Raw genomic sequence first — 23,331 nt, 5'->3', positions numbered from 1 at the left:
AATAAAAAACAGCCCAAAACCACCGCTCGCAAGGATTCGAGGGGCGCCGACAAACAGAAAACGGCCGCCACAAAGGGCAGCCACGGGGAGCGCAAAGGGCTATCACTGGAACCGATTACACGGCCAGGCGCCATCTCCCCGGTCAATACAATACAGTGAAGATGCGCGTTATGACTCGCAGGTCACGCTATTTTGCCGAATCGGTGGCAGATCGGGTTATTCGACCAACGACCAGTCCAGCGGCGTGCCACGTTTGATCGCCTGACGAGCGCGGCGACCGAGGACGGCATCGGTGTGCTTGGGCGGCAGACCGAGACCTGGGCGAATGGCGCGCAGATTGTCCCCGGAAAAGGCTTCACCGGCCGCCATGTCGGCAGTGACGTACAGCGAACGGCGATAGACCAGCGACTTGCGCTCGGCCTCAGTGACGCCGTAATGCACTTGGCCCATGGCCTGCCAGGCGCGTTCGGTTTCCACCACCAGACTGGCCAGTTCCGCCGGTTCCAGCGAGAAACTGGCGTCGACCCCGCCCGCCGAACGGTCGAGGGTGAAGTGTTTCTCCACCACCGTCGCCCCGAGCGCCACAGCGGCCACGGACACGCCAACGCCCATGGAATGATCGGAAAGACCTACCTCGCAACCGAACAGTTCACGCAGATGCGGGATCGTGCGCACATTGCTGTTGAGCGGGGTTGCCGGGTAAGTGCTGGTGCATTTGAGCAGCACCAGATCCTTGCACCCTGCCTCGCGGGCGGCGCGCACGGTTTCGTCGAGCTCGGCGATGCTGGCCATGCCGGTGGAGATGATCAGCGGTTTGCCGGTCGCCGCCACGCGACGAATCAACGGCAGATCGGTGTTTTCGAAACTGGCGATCTTGTACGCCGGCACATCGAGGCTTTCGAGAAAGTCCACCGCCGTGTCATCGAACGGCGTCGAGAACGCGAGCATGCCCAACGCTTTGGCCCGGGCGAAAATCGGCGCGTGCCACTCCCACGGGGTGTGGGCCTTCTCATACAGGTCGTACAGCGAAGTACCCGCCCACAGGCTATTCGGGTCTTTGATGAAAAACTCGCCCTCGGCCAGATCCAGGGTCATGGTCTGCGCGGTGTACGTCTGCAACTTCAAGGCGTGCGCGCCAGCCTTGGCGGCGGCTTCGACAATCTGCAGGGCCACCTCCAGCGACTGGTTATGGTTGCCGCTCATCTCGGCAATGATGAACGGCGGCGCATCGGCACCGATCAGACGCTCGCCAATCTTGAAACTACTCATCGCGGTGATCCTTCAAAACCTTGGTGAACGCGCAGGCACTCTGGGTGAATCCGGCGTCACGAAACACATTCAAAGAGGGGCGATTGCCCGGCAGCACCTGAGCGGTGACAACGGTCATCTGCGGCCAGTGCTCGCGGACGAATACCTCGCCTCGCGCCAGCAGCGCCCTGCCCCAGCCGAGACCGAGCCGTCCTTCCAGCAGATACAGCGACACTTCGGCTTCAAAGCCGCGCAAGTCATAACGCAAGACGCCGACCGCGCCGTCATCGGCCTCGGCAATCAACAGCAGACGCTGCGGATTGCGCAGGCTCGCATTGAGCCAGCTCAGGTGCTGCGGCCATTCGATTGCAGCCGTGTCCAGTGACCAACGGCGTACAGCCTCGGCATTGCGCCCGTCGAACAGCAATTGCGCGTCATCCAGAGTCGCCAGGCGCAGCTTGAGCACTGCACCGGCGAGTGCCGCCGCCACGCGCAAAGCACCGCGCCCATCGACCAGTTGCCGTGAACGCTCGGCCAGACTCAGGCGCAGATAGAAATTGTCGACGACAAAACCGATGGCGTCGCGCAGTTGTTCGACGCTGACCTGCTCGCGGGCGCCCATGAACACATGCGCCCCCGCCGCTGCCATGACTTCGCCGTTGGCCTGCTGATTGTTCGATACCGCGATGCAGAGGGTCGGCAGGCCGAGGGCTGCACGCTCCCAACTGGTGCCGCCACCGGCGCCGATAAACAGATCGGCCGCGGTCATGCGTTGCTGGAAATCGCTGACGAAACTGTGCAGGCGCCAATGCGGCCGTGTTGCGGCCAGTGCCTGCATTTGCGCCCACGCAGGATTGTCTGCACCGGCGACGAAATCCACTTCCAGCTCTGCGAAATCCTTCAGCGCCAACATCGCGTGATGGGTCTGCATCGCCGCATCGAAACCACCGAAATTCACCAGCACCCGGCGCGCCTTGGGCTTGATCGCAATGGCCGGACAGACGAACTCCTCGCGCAGCATGGCGTAGCGCGGACCGAGCAAGGTGCGGCAGTCTTCGGGCAGCAGCGGCGCATAGTTTGCGCTGAGACCGGACAGATTCTGATTGAGCAGCAGATCAACGCTGTAACGGCGAGTGGCGAGATCGTCTACTGCCGCGATCCGAGGTGCCCAACGGCGCGCTGCGGTTTGCCAGTGATGATCGAGGCCGTAGTGGTCGGCGATGATCCAGTCGAATGCGGCGTGACCTGCCAGCAAGGCGTCCAGCGCCTCGATGTCTGCCTGCCACGGCAGCATCGATTCGATGGCCTGTTGCGGGTCTTCGTCGGGGTAGAAGGCCGGCAAGGCGAAGGTCTCGAAACCTTCGACAGCCAAGGCATCAAGCCGATGCCCGGGCAACCGCCGACAGGCAAACGCGACATGACTGCCCTGTTTGCGCAGCACTCGCGCCAGCGTCAGACAACGGGCGATGTGGCCACTGCCGATGGTCGGCGAAGCGTCAGCGCGGATCAGCACTCTCATTGCAGTTCTCCGCCGGCCTTGAGCGCGGCGTAGAGGTATTCGGCGCGTTTCCAGTCTTGCAGTGTGTCGATGTCCTGTACCAGATGTCGCGGCAGAATGACCGGCAGACTCGCGGACGAATACAACACTTCACCGCGCAACCACGCCTCGCTGCGGCCCCAGTAGAACTGGCCGGCGTCCTGAAAAGCGTCGGGCAGATCCTGCGAGCGAGTATTGCGAAATTCCGGGTACAACGCGGTCAATGCGCCCTGCCCGTCCAGCGTCAGCGCCCGCTGCACCGGGAAACCAAAGCTGCACACGGAGAACGCAAAGGCTTTGTCCGGGTGCTGCTGCAGCAAATCGAATCCCTCGCGCAGAAAACGACCCTGCAACAACGGCGCCGTGGCGTACACGCAGCAGGCGTAATCGAAGGCTGGCAGTTGCTGCAAGGCATGCACGATCACCGCAGCGGTGCCGGTAAAATCATCCGCCAGTTCAGCAGGACGCAGGAACGGCACTTGCGCACCATGGGCCAGCGCCAACTCAGCAATTTCCGCGTCATCGGTACTGACCACGACCTGTTCGAACAGGCCACTGTCGAGCGCCGTACGGATCGAGCGAACGATCATCGGCACGCCGTCGAACGCCAGCAGATTCTTGCGCGGGATGCGCTTGCTGCCGCCACGGGCCGGGATGATTGCGACGCTGTTCAAGGACGTTTTTCCAGCAGAAACCAGGTGATGTCATCCACCGGGAATTGTGGGTCACGGTGATAACCAAAGCCGTAATCGAGCAAGTGCAGATCGGCATACCGGTCGAGCATTTCCCCGGCGAAATCGCGCTTGAACAGCTTGCCGCTGTTGCCACGATAGGACACTTCCACCGGTGCCGGATTGTAGTACTCGGCGATCAGGATGTAGCGCTGGCTCAACGCATACAACTGCGCATAGGCGGTCGGCAGCAGCTCCGGCGCCAGATGGATCAGCACGCCTTTGCTCAGAGTCAGGTCGTAACTGCGCTCGCGCGGAAAGTCGAACAGCGAGCCGTGCCAGATCTGCGCGATGCCCAGTGCCCGCGCCTGAGCACAGGCGTTTTCATTGATCTCGACGCCGAACAACTCACTTTGCGGCAGCAGTTGATGCAACGCCTGCAGGTTGTTGCCGGCATTGGTGCCCAGCTCAACCACACTGTCGATGCGCCCGGCGCGGCTCAGGGCCTTGGCGAACAACGCCAGGTTGGCCGCCACCAGCGGTTGTCCGACGTTGCGATCGACATACTGGTTGCCGAAATCGCCCTGCCAGAATTTTTCCTGCTCACTCAGATCACGCATTGCACAGTCTCATTCGCCGCCGCAGCGGGGTTTATTCGGTCAGCCGGCGCAATTGCTCAACCACATGATCCTGCTGCTCATCACTGAGCAACGGATACAGCGGCAGGCTGATCGCCTCGGCGTAATAACGCTCGGCTTCTGGGAAGTCGCCCTCGGCGAAACCCAGTTCGCGATAGTACGGCTGCAAATGCACCGGAATATAGTGCAGGTTCACGCCGATGCCGGCGGCACGCAAGCCTTCGAACACCTGACGGTGGGTCAGGCCGATGCGCTCGGTCTGCAGGCGCACCACGTACAGGTGCCACGCCGATTCCGCCTCCGGCTGCGCGCTGGGCAAGCTCAGTGGCAGGTAGGCCAACAAACGGTCGTAGCGCGCCGCCAGTTCGCGGCGACGGGCGATGAAGCTGTCCAGTTTGCCCAGTTGCGACAGACCCAGCGCCGCTTGCAAATCGGTGATCCGGTAATTGAAGCCCAGCTCGATCTGCTGGTAATACCACGGGCCGTGGCTGGGTTCGCTCATCTGCTGCGGATCGCGGGTCATGCCATGGCTGCGCAAGCGTTGCAGGCGCTCGGCCAGTTGCGGGCGATTGGTCAGGACCATGCCGCCTTCAGCACTGGTGATGATCTTCACCGGGTGGAAACTGAACACGGTCATCGCCGCAAAGTCCCCGCAACCCACCGGACGCCCGGCGTAGCTGGCGCCCACCGCGTGCGAGGCGTCTTCGATCACCGTGAAGTTGTAGCGCTCGGCCAGTTCAGCAATCTTGCGCAGGTCACAGCTCTGCCCGGAGAACGCCACCGCCACCAACACTTTCGGCAGCGTGCCGTCCTGCTCGGCCTGATCGAGTTTCGCGGCGAGGGCGAAGGCATCGAGGTTCCAGGTCAGCGGATCGATGTCGACGAAATCCACGTCGGCGCCGCAATAGCGCCCGCAGTTGGCTGAAGCCAGAAAAGTGTTCGGCGTGGTCCACAAGCGATCACCCGGGCCAAGGCCGGCAGCGAGGCAAGCGATGTGCAGCGCCGCCGTGGCGTTGCACACCGCCACCGCGAAGTCTGCCTGGCAACGCTCGGCCATTGCCTGCTCGAAGCGCTCGATGGTCGGGCCTTGAGTCAGCCAGTCCGATTGCAAAACCTCGACCACGGCATCGATGTCCGCCTGATCAACGCTCTGCCGACCGTAGGGAATCATGCCGACAACTTCGCGTGCAGCTCGGCGATCTGTCCGATCGAGAGGTAGTGCGGATTGGTGTCGGAACGGTATTCGAAGTCTTCACTTACGGGCCGGCCACGTTCGCCAAGCTTGTCCTCGGAGAAATCGACATCGACGCTGGTGAAGCGGATCGACGGCTGAATGGTGTAGTGGTCTGCGAATTCCAGGGTCATCCGCGCATCGTCCAGCGGCACCATCAGTTCATGCAGCTTTTCCCCGGGACGAATACCGACGTTCTTGTGCGGCAGATGCTCGGCCATGCCCCGCGCCAGATCGACGATGCGAATCGACGGAATCTTCGGCACGAACACTTCGCCGCCGTGCATCCGCGCAAAGCTGTCGAGGACAAACTGCACGCCATGATCCAGAGTGATCCAGAAGCGGGTCATGCGCTCGTCGGTGATCGGCAACTCCTGCGCACCGTCGGCAATCAGCTTGCTGAAAAACGGTACGACCGAACCCCGCGAGCCCGCCACGTTGCCGTAGCGCACCACGGCAAAACGGGTCTGCTGCTCGCCGGCAATGTTGTTGGCGGCGACGAACAACTTGTCCGAGAGCAGCTTGGTCGCGCCGTACAGGTTGATCGGGCTGGCGGCCTTGTCGGTGGACAGCGCGACGACTTTCTTCACGCCATTGTCGATGGCGGCGGCGATGATGTTCTCCGCACCATTGACGTTGGTGCGGATGCACTCGGTCGGGTTGTACTCCGCCGCCGGCACCTGCTTGAGCGCCGCCGCGTGCACCACGTAGTCGATGCCGCGCATGGCCTGCCGCAGCCGGTCGGCGTCGCGCACGTCACCGAGAAAGTAACGCATGCACGGCGCGTTGAACGTCTGCTGCATTTCGTATTGCTTGAGTTCATCGCGGGAGAACACCACCACGCGCTTGGGCTGGTATTGCTCAAGCAGACGGGCGATGAATTTGCGCCCGAACGAGCCGGTGCCGCCAGAGATGAAGATCGATTTACCGTTGAACATGTGCTGATTCCTGTTCCTTGTCCGACGGACTCAAGCGAGTAACTGCGACCAGTCCAGCGACGCACTGTCGTTCAGACCATACCCTTTGCCGCTCAGGCTCAGGTTGGCGTTGTACGCCTGATCCTGAGCGAACGCGGCGGCCCATTTTTCCTGTAGCGCTGCCAGTGCCTGGGGTGCCTGGGCAATCGCGCCCTGATGCAGGACCTGCACCGACGGCGTCCATACCGTGAGGTAACCGGCCTGAGCGGCTTTCAGACACAGATCGACATCGTTGAAAGCGTCGCCGAATGTGCTGTCGTCCAGACCATCCAATGCTTCAAACAGTTCTTTGCGCACCATCAGGCACACGCTCGATACCGCCGAGCAGTTCTGCTCCACCGACAACCGGTACAGATAGCCGTCGGCATCATGTTTCTCACCGACGAACGCCGAACCCACCCCGCCATGCATACCAAGGATCAGCCCGGCCTGGCTGACTTTGCCGTCGCGATCGACCAGCTTCGGCCCAACCACACCGATTTCCGGACGCAGGGCATGGTTGAGCAGCGAGTCCAGCCAGTTCGGGTTGACCACTTCCGCGTCGGCCGCAAGCAATACCAGGTATTCGCCCTGCGCCTGGCGGCTGGCGGCGTTGAGCAATGCCGGTACGCTCAGCGATTGATCGGCACGCAGCACCTGGACTTTCGGATGCTGGTACGTACCCAGCCAGTCATTGACCTGGGCCGATTGCGTGGCCGTGGTGGCGATCAGGATCTCGTAATGGTGATAACGGGTGCGCAGTTGCACCCCTTCGAGACAGCGTTGCAGGGCGGGCAGGTCATCGCCGGCCGGAATCACGATCGATACCAGAGGACGATCACTGTGGTGGTAATCGATCTGATAAATGCCCGGCACCGCCGAGGTGACCTTGGCCTTGTAGCCGCGATTGCCCAGGTGGCGCAACAGCGCCAGACGCTCATGCGCGTTTTCTTCCAGCGACGCAGCTTCGGTGATCAGCAGCGGCTCGTCGAGATGGGCCAGGCTGTTCAAACCGTGCTCTTCGATGATGCGCAGCAGCACGTCAAATTCCAGCGCCTTGTTGAAATCGGCGCGGTAGCCGCCTATCTCGATCAAAGCGTCACGCCGCACCAGCCAGTGTCGCGCCATCAGGCCCGGCAGGCTCAAGAGCAGGTCAAGGTTGAAGCCGGGACGGAACACATCCATCAGCGCGCCCTTCTCCCCGCGCTGAATCTCGTCGGTGGAAACAGCACGGCAATCGCCTGCGGACATCAACTCCAGGCTGGCGCGCAACAAACCACTGGCGGTGAACTCGTCGCCCGCCTCGGCCAGCAGCACCCAGTCGCACGGCGACTGACGGGCACTCTGATTGAGTTTATCGACCAGGTTGGCCGGCGTAACCCGGACAAAGTGCAAAGTGTTCTGCGCCGTGGTGGCCGCCGGCGCTTCGCCGGTGGTGAACACGACAATTCTGAACGCCTTGCATTGGCCTTCGAGCAGGCTGTCGAGGCTGACCTGCAACTTGTCGATGTCATCGTCCAGATCCAGCAGGAAGATGCCGAACTGCGGGCCACCGCCGTTGACCGACAGGTGCTCGGCAATCGATGCCAACTGAGCACCATCGGCCTGACGCGAATCCAGCCACTTGAGCAGTCGGCCGGACTGCGTCTGGTCGAACACCTGATGATGGTCTTCCAGCGTCAACGCTTCGAGACGAGCATTCCAGTCGCGCATGTTCTGCGCTTCTTCGTCCTCGCCGGCCAGTTCCAGCTGTTGTGCCAGACGCTTGACCACGGTGCGGTTGAACGCATTGAGGTCGTGCGCCTGCCACAAGCGATCCAGAACACTTTCCGGGGTATCGTTGTTGCGCGCCTGCAGCAAGTGCGCCTGACGAGTCCACACACCCTCCAGGTCGCGCAGTTGAATGCGCCCGGCGGGCATGGCGTGCAGCATGAATTCGAACTGTTCCAGACGATCGAAAAATGGCTGGTTGTAAAACGGCATCTCGACGTATTGCAAAGGCCCGAACCGCCGGTCAGGCCTCTTGAGCGACTGATTCCAGGTGGACTGAATAATCAGTTCTGCCGTCAGTGCCCGGCCGCTTTGCAGGCTGTCGACCATCGCCTCGAAGCTCTGCAGGGCAAACGCCTTGCCCTGTTGCGCATCAAGATCCTTGATACCGGTCGGCAGCGACGCAAGGAATTCAGCGAACGCTTCTCGCTCGGCGACCGATTTGGCGTCGACGTAAGTCAACGAGTGATACACCTCGGTGCTGTGCTCGGAATTGCCGTAGTTGATCTCGCGCACCACATAGGGCATCGGCAGAATCCGCGCCTTGGCACTCGCCAGCAGGAAGTACACGTGGCCGATTTCCTGCCACTGGAAATTGGTGCCCGCCGGCAACGCCGAGTGCCAGATCTTCATCAGATCGGTACGGGTCACCGCATAGAAAGGCGGGATGTACTGACTCATGTAGTCGATGACCCGATCCTGAGCCCGCTCGGACGCATAATCTTCCTGGACTTTCTTGTCGCGACGGTAATAGCTCACACCACCCGACAGCGTCAGGTACATCAGGCAATAGCCATGGCACATGCCATAGTCCGGATTCGCCTGCAGGAAACCGACGGACTCGGCCAGCGAATCGTGCAGGATGAAATCGTCGTCAGCCGCCAGCACCATGTACGGCGTGGTCAGTCGCTCTACACCGTACGCCAGTTTGGCCTGCATGCCCCAGTAGGCGAATTGCGGCACGTGATGGTAATCGACGGCGGAAAAATCCCCCTCCGGCCGCTCGGGTGTGGAGTCCAGCACCATGATCCGGCAGGGCAAGCTGCTGTAATACTTCACCGCCCGGCGCAGGAACGCCGGCCGATTGTGAGTAATCAGCACCACGGTCAACAGCTCGTTGAGCGGTAGCGCCAGTTCAGAACTGTACTTGCCTTGCATAACTTCTCTCCACAACCGGCGACTCGCCGAGATAACGCTTTGGTGATGTTGCGAATTAACGAACGCGACGCAGATAGCCGTCCGGCGCCACGGTGATCAGCAGCTTGTTTTGCAATTGCTGGTCGATCTCGAAATCCTGGTTCTCTTCCAGGTACTTCCACACCGCGGTTTTCGGGTTATCACCCGGGCCCCATGGGCGATCCGGGAAGAAATCGGCCGGCATGTCTTCGACCACGGTGTCCATCACCACGCAGTAGCTGTCGACCGAGACCAGCGGCGCATACAGGCGCAGCTCTTCGAGCACGTGGTCGTGGGTGTGGTTGGAGTCGAGGACCAGAATGACCTTCTTGCCTTTGGCCGCCGCCTGCACCTGAGCAGCGATGGCCGGGTCGATGCTCGAACCTTCGATCATCTTGATGCGCTTGGCCATCGGGTGGCTTTCGATCGCTTCACGGTTGTGCGGGCGGATGTCGAGGTCGATGCCCAGCACTTCGCCGTGACCTTGCAGTTCCAGCAGGGAGGCGTAGTAGATGATCGAACCGCCGTGGGCGATGCCGCACTCGATGACCAGATCCGGCTTGACCTGCCAGATGATCTCCTGCATTGCCATCATGTCCTGCGGCAGCTGGATGATCGGGCGGCCCATCCACGAGAAGTGGTAGCTGTACTTGTGTTTGGCCGATTCGTTGAAGAAATCACGGGCCAGGCCAGTGAGTTTCTGGTCGTCACCCTGCTGGGCGATCTGCTCGCGGCATTCGGCTTCGAAGGCTTGGTTGATGCTGTTGTCGGTCATGTTCAAAGTCTCAATGGTCACTGGAACGAAGCGCTGTCGACGGCGTGATAGACGTAGCGTCCACCGGTCATCCGCTTGATTTCTTCGAGGTAATTGGAGTTCATCACAAACAGGTTGGCGCCTTCGGGCAGCGCATCCATCGCCTCTTGCGGCGAGGACACTCGCGCGCCGCTCAGCGGCAGATAACGCCCCTGCTTGGCCGGGTTGATATCCACCACGCGATCCACCGCGACACCGGCGCGCTGCAGGAACAGCGAATAGATCACGCCTTTGGACGATGCGCCCCAGATCGCCGAACCCTGCTCGGGTGCGGACTGAATGATCTGCACTGCGCGCTCAAGGCTGGCGGTGAAACCGTCCGGCAGCGTCAGGCGTGGCACCGGTTGCTGCGGGGTCAGGCGCAACGTCGAAAGGTCGGCGACGATGTACAGGTATTGGCCGCCAAACAGGTGGCCGGCCTCGTGCACGGTGCCGAACATCCGGCGCAGGTCATCGAGGCGGAAATAATTGACGTGCTCATAGAACAGGTCGAACCAGGCCTTGTGCTCGAGGATCCAGTCGAAGCATGGCACTTCGATGTAGATCTGCCCGCCCTGATTGGCTTCGGCGATCACCGCCAGAAAGCTCACCGGGTCTTCGATGTGTTCCAGCACATGGCGCAGGACAATGGCGTCAGCTGCCAGGCCAAGACCACGGGTGAACGGCGCCTTGATCACGTCGGCGTTCTCGCCTTCGTAGGCCGGATCGATCCCGGTGATCGAATAACCGAGGCCCTTGAGCAACTCAAGGAAGTAACCCTTGCCGCAGCCGACTTCGATCAGCTCCTGGCCCTTGAAGTGTTTGGCGATGATGCCTTCGACGTCGCTCAGGTGCTTCTGGAACTGGCCCGAATGGGCCTGCTCGTTCTGATAGTCGGCGTCATAGCTGAGCTTGTCGGCGTCGAACGCGGCGTTGAAGATCAGGCCACTGCGCTCATCCTGCACCAGCAGCATGTCGGCGCTGGCCGAAGCCTTTGCCGACTCCGGGTCGGCGAAGGTGCGGTTCTGCAACACCGGCAGGTCGGTGACCCGATACAACTCGTGCCTCATTGCGGCTCTCCCAGTAGCTGTTGCAAACGCTCGGTCACGGCCCAGAACGCCATCGGTTCATGGCTCGGATAAGGGTAATGGCCAAGGTTCAGTTTCAGTGCCGCACCGCGCTCGCGCAGCCGTTGTTCAACCAGTGCGCGCACCGATACCGGTTGGCCACTGGCGCAATTGATCACGCCGTTGAAATCGCGCTGATGGACGATCGTGGCGAGGTAATCGGCGGCGCTGGCGATCGGCAAAAAGTCGCGCAGTTGCTCGCCGCCAGACATGTTGAACGACGCCTCCCCGGCATCGATCGCCCGGTCCAGCGCTGCCAGCAGACTGTTGGGGTTCTGCCCTTCGCCATGCAGATAGAACAGACGCGCCCACTGCAAGGTGAACGGTTTTTCCTGCTGCAGATTTTGCAAGAACAGGTGCAGCGTGTGTTTGGCCAGACCGTAAGGGTTGCTCGGCTGCGGCTCGACACTTTCGCCGAGCGGGCCGCTTTGCATGCCGTACTCGAAGCAGGTGCCGGTCACCAATACTTGCGCCACACCCGCCTCGACCGCGCCTTTGATAAAGCGGTAGTCGGCCATCAGGTTGTGCTCGAAATGAAACAGCGCCCGATAGTTCGGCAACCCCGGCCAGGCCAGGTGCGCGAGGACGTCGATACCGTCGGTGAGCGCCGCAATGTCCAGATCCGCCGCGTGAATATCCGCCGCAACGAATTCGACGTCATTGATCCATGGCATGCTCGCCGCAGTCTCGACATTACGCGCCACCGCACGTACCGCGCAGCCACGGGCGAGCAACGCCGCGACCAGATGCCGGCCGACGAAGCCCGTGGCCCCGGTGACCAGAACGTTCACAGGATTTTCATCTCAGGCACGGCGATCACGAAGCGCCCGTCCCACTGACGCACTTGCGCCAGTTGCTGACTGACTTCGTGCAGCAGGTTCCACGGCAGCACCAGCACGTAATCCGGTTTTTCGATGTCGATCTGCGCCGGCGCAACAATCGGAATACGACTGCCCGGCAGGAACTTGCCCTGCTTGTGCGGGTTGGCATCGGCCACCCACGCCAGCAGATCCGGCTTGACCCCGGCGTAGTTGAGCAAGGTGTTGCCCTTGGCCGCCGCGCCATAACCGACCACCCGCTTGCCGTCGGCCTTGGCCTGCAACAGAAAGCGCAGCAGTTCATGCTTGATGCGTTCGGCAGCCGGCGCAAGGGTCGCGTAGTACTCAGGGGTTTTCACCCCGGCATCCAGCTCGGCCTGCAACTGTTGCTGCACCGCCGGCTGCACAGCACGACGCTCTCCGTCCTGGCGCTGCACGAACACCCGCAGCGAACCGCCGTGAGTGCTCAACTGACTGACGTCGAACACTTCCAGACCATTGCGTTCGCACAGAGTCTGCACCGCGGTCAGCGACAGGTAGGAATAGTGCTCGTGATACAGCGTGTCGAACTGCGCGCCAGCCATCAGCGTCAGCAGTTGCGGAAATTCGAAAGTAGCGACGCCGGTCGGCTTGAGCAGCGTGGCGAAACCACCGAGGAAATCATTGATGTCCGGCACATGCGCGAGCACGTTGTTGGCGGCCATCAGGTCGGCGCCCCAGCCTTCGCCTTTCAACTGTGCTGCACTGTCGCGACCGAAGAACACTTCACGAATCTGCAGACCCTTTTCCCGCGCCGCTTGCGCGGTGCTGCGGGTCGGCTCGACACCCAGGCACGGAATACCGCGAGCAGCGACGTACTGCAGCAGGTAGCCGTCGTTGGCCGCCACTTCGACCACGCGGCTGTCGGCGTTCAGCGCAAAGCGCTCGACCATCTCGGCGACATAACGCTCGGCATGGGCCAGCCAGGTGCTGGAGAACGAACTGAAGTAGGCGTACTCGGCATCGAACAGGCTGTCGGCGCGGGTGTAATCCTCGGTCTGCACCAGCCAGCACTGCTGGCACACGGCGACCTTGAGCGGCACCCACTGTTCGGCCTGCTCCAGGCGCTCGGCGTGCACGTAGGCGTTGGACGGTGGCGAGGTGCCGAGGTCAATCAGCGGCAGGCTCAGCGGTGCGGCGCACCCACGGCAGTTCATAGACGCACTCCGGCAAAGTGTTGATCGAGCGCAGGATGGCTGGCATCACGCGCTGACAAATTATTGACAGGCAACGGCCAGGCAATCGCCAGCCGTGGATCGTTCACCGACAAGCCGCCCTCATGCTCCGGCGCATAATCAGCGCTGTGCAGGTAAAGCAGTTCGGCGTCGGCGGTCAGGGTCTGGAAGCCGTGAGCAAACCCGGCCGGAATCAACAGGCTGCGACCATCGCCAGCCTTGAGGTGCTCGGCGTGCCAGTGCAGAAAGGTCTCGGAATCCGGACGCAGATCCACCGCCACGTCCCACACTTCACCGCGCAGGCAAGTGATCAGCTTGGCTTCCGGCGCATTGGCATTCTGGTAATGCAGACCGCGCACGCTGCCCTTTTCACGGGTGCAGGAATGGTTGATCTGGCGGATGTGAAATTCGCTGCCGAACGCACTCAGGCTGCCTTCGCAGAACAGCCGGGCGAAATGCCCGCGCTGATCTTCGAAGCGTCTGTGCTGGACGCTGAACAGCCCGGCCAGCGGCAACGCCTTCAAGGAAAACTCGCTCACAGCGCGCCTCGGTACAGGTTCAGTTGGCCGAGAGTGACGTTGCGCATGTCATCGCCGTTCTGCCACGCCAGATGCCAATCGAGGGTCTGGGTCAGGCATTGCTGCAAGGTCCAGCGTGGCTGCCAGCCGAGTACCTGACGGGCGCGGCTACTGTCGAGGCGCAACAGGCCAGCCTCGTGCAGTTCGCTTTTTTCGATGCGCAGACCACGTGCCTGTGGCCAGCGACTGGCGAGCAGTTCGACCACTTCGCCGACGCTGCACATGTCCGCCTCGCCCGGACCGAAGTTCCACGCCCCGGCGTATTCCGGGCCTTGTTCGTAGAGGCCGGCAGCCAGTTGCAGGTAACCGGCCAGCGGTTCCAGCGCGTGCTGCCACGGGCGCACGGCTTGCGGGTAACGCAGGGTCACCGGCTCGTCTGCAGTCCAGGCCTTGAGCACGTCGGGAATCAGGCGTTCAGGGGCGAAGTCACCGCCACCCAAGACGTTGCCGGCGCGCGCGGTGGCCAAGGCCAGACCGTGTTCAGCGTACTTGTCGGCCGGGAAAAACGACGCGGCGTAAGACTGCGCCAACAGTTCGCAGCAAGCCTTGCTGCTGCTGTAAGGATCGTGCCCGCCGAGGGCTTCGTCTTCGCGGTACGGCCACAGCCATTCCTTGTTGGCGTAGACCTTGTCGGTGGTCACCAGCACGCAGGCGCGTACGCAACCGACCTGACGGATCGCCTCGAGCAGGTTCAACGTGCCCATGACGTTGCTGGAATAAGTGCCCAGCGGGTCGCGATAGCCTTCACGCACCAGTGGCTGCGCAGCCAGGTGCAGGACGATTTCCGGTTCGGTGTCGGCGATGATCTCCAGCAGCGCGCCGAGATCGCGCAGATCACCGCGTTGATCGTTGATCCCTTCGTGAACCCGCGCCAATTCATACAGGCTCGGTTCGGGCGACGGATCCAGCGAGAAACCGCTGACTTGCGCGCCGAGGCTTTGCAGCCACAGGGTCAGCCAACTGCCCTTGAAACCGGTGTGACCGGTGACCAGTACGCGCTTGCCGCGCCAGAAATCCGCACTCAAGCCCATTGCTTCCATGGGGCCTCCCCGCTCTGCCACAGCGCTTCGAGGTGGTTCTTGTCGCGCAGGGTGTCCATCGGATGCCAGAAGCCTTCGTGCTCGAAGGCGTTCAGCTGTTCATCCTCTGCCAGACGCGCCAGCGGCTCGGCTTCCCAGGTGGTTTCATCGCCAGCGATGTAGGACAGGACTTTGGGCGACAGCACGAAAAAGCCGCCGTTGATCCAGCCACCGTCGCCACGCGGTTTTTCGGTGAAACCCAGTACCTGATCGCCCTGGCGCTCAAGGGCACCGTAACGTCCCGGCGGCTGCACCGCGGTGACGGTGGCCAGGCGACCGTGGGCTTTGTGGTAATCGACGAGTTGAGCAATGTTGATGTCGGAAACGCCGTCGCCGTAGGTGAAGCAGAACGCCTCTTCATCCTTGAGGTAACGGCCGGCACGCAGCAGACGGCCACCGGTCATGGTTTCCTCGCCGGTGTCGATCAGGGTGACGCTCCACGGCTCGCTGTAGTTCTGGTGTACGTCCATGCGGTTGTTGCGCATGTCGAACGTGACGTCGGAGGTGTGCAGGAAGTAGTTGGCGAAGAAGTCTTTGATCGCATAGCCCTTGTAGCCCAGGCAAATCACGAAGTCGTGGATTCCGTGAGCGGAATACTGCTTCATGATGTGCCAGAGAATTGGCTTGCCGCCGATCTCGATCATGGGTTTGGGCTTGAGGTGCGACTCTTCACTGATGCGCGTGCCGAGGCCACCCGCCAAAATAACTGCCTTCATCGTCTCCCCTCTCGTTCGTCACCGGGCTGCGCATGGCTTTGTTGAGCGATGCGGGCCGTCTGGCTAACCCTTTTGCCGCCTGCGGCGCCGCTGCGATGACCGCGAGCGCTCGTTTTATGGCGATTTGAGGGGGACTTGCAGGAAACGCGCCAGCTCCGCGAGCGCTACGTCGGCGGGAATTCAAGGCATGAAAAAGGGATGAGTCCGTTGCCGGAGTCATCCCTTTCATCAAGCTACTTCAATGAATCGGACGGATCAGCCAAACATCGCGAATCCATCGATCGTGGCAGGCAGGTCGTAGGACTGGCCGTCAGCGGTCTGCAGATGTTCGATGTTGTTGTACCCGGCATACCAGCCCTGCAGCTTCACGCCGTTGTCGGGAACGCCGGCGCTGCCGTCGTTGGCACCATGCAGATAGGCGTCGTCACCGATGCGGGTGACGTTCAACTGGCTGATATTGGCGATGGTGTTCAGGATCAGGGTGTCATTGATATCCCAGCCCTCGTCCTGAATCGATACCAACCCAGTGGTGTTCACGATATAGGTATCGTCACCCATACCGCCCAATGCGATGCCGCCAGTGCCCGACTGCCCCGTGAGATTGAGGTTCAGCACGTCGTTGCCACTGCCACCTGACAACAGATAACTGTTGCCGGTGCCGGTGAGCACGTCAAAACCGTCATCACCAAAGGCACTGCCGTTGTGGACCGTGATGGTGTCACTGCCTTGTCCACCGTCCGCCACAGTGCCCAGGTCATTCGCAGCACTAACGATGACGTCATCGCCGTTGCCGCCGAACAATTTGTCAGCCTGCGCCGCGTCGCCGTCGAGACCGGACTTCAGCCCGCCATAGAGATGATCGTTGCCATCGTTGCCGTTCAGGGTATCGTCACCACTGCTGCCTTCCAGAATCGTATCTTCCCTGTTGGCACCCAGCTCATCGTTAAAATGGCTGCCACGCAAGCCTTCGACATCGTAATGCGTGTCACCGTCAGCCGTGCCGTTCTGGCCGATTCTCCACAGCGTGGCCACCACACCCGTGTCGCTGTCCTCATAGCTGACGATGTCCATTCCCGCGCCGCCCACGAAGACATCCCGTCCGGCGCCACCGTAGAACAGGTCATCGCCGCTGCCGCCGAAGATGTAGTTGTCGGAATCATTGCCATAACCGGTGAAATCGGCTGTACCGGTGTAGGTCATTTTCTCGATGAACGGATCCATCTTCATGACCGACAGGCTGGTGTACAGCTCGTCAAACCCCATGCCTGAGTCTTTCTCGACGATGGTCACACCCTCGCTGTTGATCGTGTAGACGTCGCTGCCCCAGCCACCTTCGAAGGTCACGCCGCCCGAGTTGGCAGTGAAGTGATCGTCCAGGTTAGTCCCGACAACCTTTTCCACATTGATCAAGGTGTCGCCCTCGGCGTAGTCGCCGGAACCGAAGCCCTTGCCATCACGAAACTCGATGCTGACCGCGTCGTTGGAACGGCTGTAATCGACGGCGTCAAAGCCATCGGCACCGTCCATGACCATTGCGCTTGCGTCGGCGAAGATCACATCGTTGAAATTCGAACCCTGCACGGCCTCGATGCTCGAGTAGGTATCGCCGAATGCAATACCAGTGGCGCCCCACATGCTCGAGAGCTCGATACTGACGCCTTCAAGGCTGTCGGTATAGCTGACGGTGTCGAAGCCCTCGCCGCCAATGAACTGATCGCCACCGTCGCCACCCCACAGCCAGTCATTACCGGCGCCGGCAATGATCACGTTGTGCTCGGCATTGCCGTAGCCCTTGAAGTCGCCGATTCCGGTGAAGGTCATTTTGTCGAGGAACGGGTCCATCTTCTGGATGTTAACGCTGGTGCGCAACTCGTCGTAGCCGCCGCGCTCGTCTTCGATGATCGTCACGCCCTCACTGCCGATGATGTAAACGTCATCCCCGCCGCTGCCTTCCAGCGTGACGCCGGAAACCGAACTGGCAAGGGTGTCATCAAGGAAGCTGCCGACCACTTTTTCGATGGCAACCAGCGTGTCAATGGAACCATCTGCCTTCGTGACGCTGGCAAGCCCTTGACGGATATCGACGCTGACGCCCGAAGACATGATTCGATAATCCACGGAATCAAAACCCTCGCCACCATCCAGCAGATCGGCTCCGGCAGTCCCCCAGATCTGATCATCCGACTCCAGTCCGAAGAGCTCGTCGTTGCCTTCACTGCCGCTCATGACATCGGCTTCACTCGTCCCATAAATCACTGCCATTTGCTTCTTCCTTGCATTGTTGTTGAGTCCGGAAACCTGCCTCCCGGTAACAAGCCGATCACGCCAGCAGCAACCGTCCGAGGTCAGCGAATAGAGAAGTATCGACAGGAAAAGCGCTATGCTTGAGGCTCTGCGGTAAAAAAGTGTCGATACTGATACAAACAGGATATTTAAGACGCAAAAAAGGCGACTCGAAAGTCGCCTTTTTCAGCAGTGCCGGTCAATCCGCCAGCCAGCCGTTTTCCCAATAGCGCAGGTTGTCGCCCCGCAGTACGTAGTCGCGCAATACGATTTCTCGCAGTTCATCGCCCATGCGATAGCTCGCATCGGGATCGGCCAGGTGCATGCGGATCGCCTGCAGCCATTCATCGGTGCTGTTGGTCTTGACCCGGGTGCACGGCAGGTAGCCGCGATAGGCCTCGGTATCGGTGCAGATCACCGGGTAACCGCAGGCGCCGTACTCCAGCAGACGCAGGTTGCTCTTGCAGTCGTTGAAGATGTGGAATTCCAGTGGCGCCAGCGCCAGATCGAGATTCAGGCTTGCCAGTTTGGCCGGGTACACTTCCAACGGGATTACCCCGTGGAATTCATGCATGTACGGACGCAGATCATCCGGGCACATGCCGAAGAACACCCAGTCGACTTCATTGGCCAGCTCACGCACAACATCGGCAATCACCGCCAGGTCGCCGTGGTGACTGGTACCCCCGCCCCAGCCGACTCGTGGTTTTTTCGAAGTGCGGCGCTGGCTGCGCAAGTCAGTCCACAAGTTGCGTGCGAGCATGTTGGGGACGACGCGAATGTCGTGGTGCATGTCCGACAACGCATTGGCCAGTGGCTGGGTCGATACCACCACCCGATCACACAGGCTGATCGCACTGCGCACCATCCGCTCCATTTCCTGTTTATTGGGCATGTTGCGAATATGCGCATTGCGATGAGGAACGTCGATCACATAGTCATCAAGCTCAAAGATGCGCCGGGCATGACTGAATTTCTTCAGTGGCGGAATCTCATCAATGGCACCCTGCGAATAACGCCCCTGCAGCACAATCACGTCCGGGGACTGACGCTCGATATCAATGATCGACGGCAGTCCATAGCAAATCCGCCCTTCAGCGCGGTTGGCCGCTTCCAGTTCGATCAGCGGCTGGCTCATGCGGTAGTGACCGATGGCCGAGGCGTTGATCGGCACGGCAAGCACGTTCGGCAACTGCGCCCGGGAAAATGCACTCCAGCCGGTACGCAGGCCCGGTTCCAGGCTGAAGCTCGTCGCACCGACACCCTGCAACGACAAATTGACGTTGAAGGCCGGATCACGGGCAATGCGCGGCAACCAGCGCTGGTAGAAGGTTTCCTGCTCCTGAAGCTGCAATTGCTCCTCTTCTGCCGTCGCCTGGACACTGGGGCGTGCGCCCAGTGCCAGCAAGGCATAAGGGGTCCACACCACCAGGTATCCTTCCTGACCGATCCGCAGGCACAGATCCACGACATTCAGCGCCTGTTTCAGCGCCTGTTTCAGCGCTTGCTCATCGAGACCGGCGACAGACTCGTAAACCGCCTTGCGCACCATCAGGCAATCGCCACCGACGGCACTCAGGTCATGGACCGCTTGCAGCCGGAACATGTAACCATCCGACTGCAACGACTGACCATAGAACGGCAAACCCACTGCACCTTGCAGACCAAGAATCAGACCCGCGTGCAGCACGCACCCATCAGGATTGAACAGCTTGGCGCCGACCACGCCGACTTCCGGACGCTGCGCATGATTGAGCAATTCGTCGAGCCAGTCGGCCTGGGTGATTACCGCAAACGAATTGAGCAGCAGCACGTATTCACCACGCGCCTGCCCTACCGCAAAATTATGCAGCGCCGCTGCGTTGCCCTGCTGCGGGTAGTTCAGGACACGAATCCGCTCGCCGCCCAGTTGCGCCATACCGTCCAGCCAGACCCGCGCCTCGTGGCTTTCACTGCCATTGTCGACCAGCAACAACTCGTACTCGGAGTAAGCGGTCTTCTCCAACAGCGTCTCGACGCAGCGCTGCAAGGCAGCCGTCTGGTCCTTGGTCGCAATAATGATCGACACCAGCGGACGCCGGGCATGGCGATAGTCGACACGATTGAGCAACCCGGAACTGCCACGGCGGATTTCGTGGGCAATCCCCAGGCGCTGCAGATGGGCCTCGAGTACACGCGGATTCTGCTCGATGACCGCCGGAGCGGCGAGCCAGGCGGACAGATCGAAGGGCGATTGCACCAGAACTTCGGCGACATGCCCGACCACCTGCGTACCATCACTCTCGACCATGCGCCACAGCACGTCGTGGGGGGCCAGTTCGGCGAACGTCGCCGCGAATCCGCCCAGCGCCAGAAAGCGTTCGCGCTTGAACGCCAGCGCGCGCCCGACGTACGGGTAACTGCGCAGCAGGTCGAGGTTGAAATCCGGTTTGAACGCAGGCTCCGCCGATTCGCCGTTGCGCAGGCTGCCTTCATCGCTGTACAGACACGTCAGCGCCGGAGAATGGGCAATGCGCTCGGCCATGATCAACAACGCCGGCACCACCGGACGATCGCCGGCCTGCAACAGGTAGAACCAGTCGGCCCCTTCCAGTTGCGGTAACAATGCATTGATCTGCTCCAGTCCGTCGTCCTGCAACGGCATGCGGAACACCCGACCATCGAGCTCGGCCTCGGAACAGGCAGCGGACAGCACCAGAATCAACTCCGGCAGATAATCCTGTGCGGCAAGCGCCTCCAGCGTGCGCTCGACACCGTCGCGACTGCCGTCGCGATCGATGACGATCGGGACGATGCGCGGCTGATGCGACCAGCCAGCCAGGGTCTCCGGCAGCAACTTGCGCTGCCCCTCGGTGAGCACCCGGCACTCCAGCCATTGCGCATAAAGCTCGGCAAAACTCCAGCTGTCGATGCCGACACACCACTCCTGGCGACTTTGTTTGGTACCCAGGGTGCGGCTCAGAGGCAGCTCTTCCCAGACCCGGGGTGTCTCATCAGCCTTGGTCAGCGGAATGTAACGAACCCAACCCGGCGCAGGCGCAGATTCGCCGCTGCGCGCCTTGAGCATTTGCAGAATCCACTCGCGCTCGACTTCAACCGCATCTTTCATCGACTGCTGGGCGCTCAGGCGCTCCGGGTACAGTCGCTCGGCACTGAGTACATTGTTGGACACCGCCACGTTGCCGCGCCGCATCAGACAGACGAACAGCGCGAAATCCAGGGTTGCCACAAAGCAGTGGCCTTCCTGGGTCAACGCCGGCAGCAACTCGACAAGATCTTCCCGGCGAAACAGCGCATTGGTGAACCCACCCAGCACATTGACCGGAAACTTTTCAAAGATGCCCAGCAGGTCGTCGCCCTTGAACAAGCCACTGAGCGGAGACAGCGAAGTGTTTTCCAGACGCGCTGGAAGAATGATGTCGTCAGCGTCCCAGAACAGACGCTGAGCCAGCACCAGCCGGACTTCCTCACGCACCATTTCCTGCGCTTGCTGTTCAACACAGGCGGCGTATAGATGGTCGTCGTCGCACAGAAATTTGACCAATTGGCCCTGCGCCTGTTCCAGGCAGGCCTTGAGATTGCCGACCATGCCCAGGGTGCGCGGATTGCGCACGTAACGCACGGCGACGCCGGACTGCTCGACTACCGCCGCAACGATGGCTTCAATCTCGCTGCCGCGGCTGTCGTCGCAAACGATGATTTCGAGTTGGCCATAAGTCTGGCTCACCGCACTGTTCAAGGTCCGCTCGAAGAAGCGCGGATTGAAGGCGGGAATGACCAGACTGACGAGAGGAAGTGGATTCACGGCGGGCTCACAGGCGGTACGAGCCCGCTCGGTAAAGCGAGCCCATGAAACCGCAAAAAAACATTAACTGAAGGACGAGACAAACGGGCGCCTGCGCGCCCGTCCAATGTCAGATCTTGTTGAACAGACCCAACTGACTGATCTTGCTGAACGCCAGTTGCGAGGCTTGCAGCATGGTCTGCTGCAACGTCAGGCGGGTCATCACCTCGGCCGGATCCGAATCACGGATCGAACCCTGGGTCGTGGTGTTGGCCTGGATCAGGCTCTGGTTGGTGGTGTCCTGGTCATCCAGCGACTGACCGCGCGCACCGATCGAGGTCACTGCAGCGCCAATCTGGTTGGAGGCGCTGTCGATGTTGCCCAGCGCCGACTCCATGGCCCCCTGGAATTTCTGCTTGGCTACCGGATCACCATCGACCGGCATGTTCAGCGCCGTGACCATCTGGCCCAGGGTGTCGAGCACGTTCTGGGTCTGGTGGTTGTTGGACTGGATCGAGAACTGATCGCCCGCACCCGGCGTACCGCCAATGGCGAAGGTCACACCGGCGGCCGTGGCGTTGCTGCCGACCATGGTGCCCGACGACACCGGTTTGCTGTCAGCGGTCACAGGGGCCGCGTACAGGTCGAAATCGGTGGCGCTGGTGAACTTCAGCACCGCGCCGCCGCCCGACGGGAAGGCCGCGCTGTACGCCGCCTGGTTGGTCACGCTGGAGCCGGTGATGACCGCCGTCGACGGGTTGCCCGGGCTGCGCGCAGTGGTGAACGAATCAGGCGTGGCCGACAGCTGGAAGCTGTGACCGGCGATGACCGCATCCGGGTTGGTGTCGCCGGCCTTGAGGTTGATGTTCAACTTCATGTCGACGCCACGGAAGCTGACGGTCTGGTTGGCACCATTGCTGTTGCTGATCAGGCCGTTCTGGCTGGCTTCGGACGTCACGTCGTTGCCCAGGGCATCGGTGATTTTCAACTGCGTGCTGCTGATGAAATCCACGGTGTATGGCTGGCCCGCCGTGAACTTGGCGTTGTAGGTCGCTGCGGTGCCGACCGTACCGTTGGACAGCACCACACGACCGTCATCCACCGCCGGAGCGGTCATGCTGGTCTGGGTGCGGCTGGTGTTGATGGTCTGCTGGAAGGCGTCCCAACCGGTAGTATTGGTCGCGACCGACATACCGTCGCCAATGCCCAGGTTGATCTGAGTCTGGTCACCGTTATAGGTGTAGGTGCCGTCGACGTTTTGCGAGTACGGCGCGGTATCGGTCTTGGAACCGGAGAACAGGTAGTTGCCGTTGGCATCCTTGGAGTTCATCAGGCCCAGCACTTGTTGCTGGATCTGGCTCAGTTCCGCCGCGTACGCCTTGCGGTTGTCGTCGGTGGCGATACCGTTGTTGGCGGCCAGGCCGATTTCCTTGGCGCGCTGCAGAGCCGTGGTGATGGAGTTCAACGTCGACTCCTGCACGGTCAGCGAGCTCTTGGTGGTGTCGATGTTGCCCTGATACTGGTCGAGCATCGCACTTTGCTGACCCAGCTTGAGCAGGCGACCGGCGCCGATCGGATCGTCGGCAGCGGTGTTGATGCGCTGCAGGCTGCTCGCTTCGTTGGCGGTCGCGACCGTCTTGCTGTAGTTGCGCTGATATTGAGCAGCTTGCGTCGCGTAATACTGGGCGGTGGAAATGCGCATGAATTACGAC

At 61.2% G+C, this 23,331-nt stretch carries 17 protein-coding genes; all 17 read right to left on the bottom strand.

Features of this window, described 5'->3' with window-relative positions:
• Positions 1–216: 216 nt before the first annotated feature.
• Complete coding sequence (gene pseI / locus V3W27_RS19540) at positions 217–1,269, bottom strand: pseudaminic acid synthase (RefSeq protein WP_330207318.1); 1,053 nt, start codon at positions 1,267–1,269, stop codon at positions 217–219.
• Positions 1,262–2,767, bottom strand: coding sequence for a UDP-2,4-diacetamido-2,4,6-trideoxy-beta-L-altropyranose hydrolase (gene pseG / locus V3W27_RS19535; RefSeq protein ID WP_330207317.1), 1,506 nt, complete (start codon positions 2,765–2,767; stop codon positions 1,262–1,264). The genes pseI and pseG overlap by 8 nt, the downstream gene beginning before the upstream one ends.
• Positions 2,764–3,459, bottom strand: coding sequence for a pseudaminic acid cytidylyltransferase (pseF, locus tag V3W27_RS19530; protein ID WP_330207316.1), 696 nt, complete (start codon positions 3,457–3,459; stop codon positions 2,764–2,766). Before pseF ends, pseG begins: the two co-directional genes overlap by 4 nt.
• Positions 3,456–4,076 carry a pseudaminic acid biosynthesis-associated methylase gene (locus V3W27_RS19525; protein ID WP_247267717.1) on the bottom strand — a complete coding sequence of 207 codons (621 nt, stop codon included), beginning with the start codon at positions 4,074–4,076 and terminating at the stop codon, positions 3,456–3,458. The genes pseF and V3W27_RS19525 overlap by 4 nt, the downstream gene beginning before the upstream one ends.
• 31 nt (positions 4,077–4,107) lie before the next feature.
• The gene (gene pseC / locus V3W27_RS19520; RefSeq protein WP_330207315.1) at positions 4,108–5,265 is read right to left on the bottom strand and encodes a UDP-4-amino-4,6-dideoxy-N-acetyl-beta-L-altrosamine transaminase; all 1,158 of its coding nucleotides are present in this window, start codon (positions 5,263–5,265) and stop codon (positions 4,108–4,110) included.
• Positions 5,262–6,263, bottom strand: coding sequence for a UDP-N-acetylglucosamine 4,6-dehydratase (inverting) (pseB, locus tag V3W27_RS19515; protein WP_007966209.1), 1,002 nt, complete (start codon positions 6,261–6,263; stop codon positions 5,262–5,264). The genes pseC and pseB overlap by 4 nt, the downstream gene beginning before the upstream one ends.
• A gap of 30 nt (positions 6,264–6,293) precedes the next feature.
• The gene (locus tag V3W27_RS19510) at positions 6,294–9,209 is read right to left on the bottom strand and encodes a TIGR00180 family glycosyltransferase (RefSeq protein ID WP_330207314.1); all 2,916 of its coding nucleotides are present in this window, start codon (positions 9,207–9,209) and stop codon (positions 6,294–6,296) included.
• Between the two features lie 55 nt (positions 9,210–9,264).
• On the bottom strand, positions 9,265–10,002 hold the full coding sequence (locus V3W27_RS19505; protein WP_027614220.1) for a cephalosporin hydroxylase family protein: 738 nt from the start codon (positions 10,000–10,002) through the stop codon (positions 9,265–9,267).
• Positions 10,003–10,019: 17 nt separating this feature from the next.
• Positions 10,020–11,090 carry a class I SAM-dependent methyltransferase gene (locus V3W27_RS19500; RefSeq protein ID WP_123589232.1) on the bottom strand — a complete coding sequence of 357 codons (1,071 nt, stop codon included), beginning with the start codon at positions 11,088–11,090 and terminating at the stop codon, positions 10,020–10,022.
• Positions 11,087–11,938, bottom strand: coding sequence for an NAD-dependent epimerase/dehydratase family protein (locus V3W27_RS19495; protein ID WP_330207313.1), 852 nt, complete (start codon positions 11,936–11,938; stop codon positions 11,087–11,089). Before V3W27_RS19495 ends, V3W27_RS19500 begins: the two co-directional genes overlap by 4 nt.
• Positions 11,935–13,161: a class I SAM-dependent methyltransferase gene (locus V3W27_RS19490; protein WP_330207312.1), complete on the bottom strand. Its 1,227-nt coding sequence runs from the start codon at positions 13,159–13,161 to the stop codon at positions 11,935–11,937. The genes V3W27_RS19495 and V3W27_RS19490 overlap by 4 nt, the downstream gene beginning before the upstream one ends.
• The gene (locus tag V3W27_RS19485; RefSeq protein WP_330207311.1) at positions 13,158–13,718 is read right to left on the bottom strand and encodes a dTDP-4-dehydrorhamnose 3,5-epimerase family protein; all 561 of its coding nucleotides are present in this window, start codon (positions 13,716–13,718) and stop codon (positions 13,158–13,160) included. The genes V3W27_RS19490 and V3W27_RS19485 overlap by 4 nt, the downstream gene beginning before the upstream one ends.
• On the bottom strand, positions 13,715–14,797 hold the full coding sequence (rfbG, locus tag V3W27_RS19480; protein ID WP_330207310.1) for a CDP-glucose 4,6-dehydratase: 1,083 nt from the start codon (positions 14,795–14,797) through the stop codon (positions 13,715–13,717). Before rfbG ends, V3W27_RS19485 begins: the two co-directional genes overlap by 4 nt.
• A complete protein-coding gene (rfbF, locus tag V3W27_RS19475) occupies positions 14,779–15,552 on the bottom strand; it encodes a glucose-1-phosphate cytidylyltransferase (protein WP_095139348.1) in 774 nt (257 codons plus the stop codon). The genes rfbG and rfbF overlap by 19 nt, the downstream gene beginning before the upstream one ends.
• Positions 15,553–15,807: 255 nt before the next feature.
• Positions 15,808–17,814, bottom strand: a complete 2,007-nt coding sequence (locus tag V3W27_RS19470) for a calcium-binding protein (RefSeq protein WP_330207309.1) — start codon at positions 17,812–17,814, stop codon at positions 15,808–15,810.
• Positions 17,815–18,034: 220 nt separating this feature from the next.
• Complete coding sequence (locus tag V3W27_RS19465; RefSeq protein ID WP_330207308.1) at positions 18,035–21,640, bottom strand: glycosyltransferase; 3,606 nt, start codon at positions 21,638–21,640, stop codon at positions 18,035–18,037.
• A gap of 109 nt (positions 21,641–21,749) precedes the next feature.
• Entirely contained in the window at positions 21,750–23,321 is a 1,572-nt protein-coding gene (locus tag V3W27_RS19460) for a flagellar hook-associated protein 3 (protein ID WP_150367978.1), read from the bottom strand.
• Between the last annotated feature and the right edge of the window lie 10 nt (positions 23,322–23,331).

The sequence above is a fragment of the Pseudomonas sp. AM14(2022) genome (assembly GCF_036346455.1).
Lineage (GTDB): Bacteria > Pseudomonadota > Gammaproteobacteria > Pseudomonadales > Pseudomonadaceae > Aquipseudomonas > Aquipseudomonas putida_A.
The sequence above is the reverse complement of the archived record's forward strand: the minus strand, read 5'-3'. Positions and strand labels throughout refer to the sequence as shown.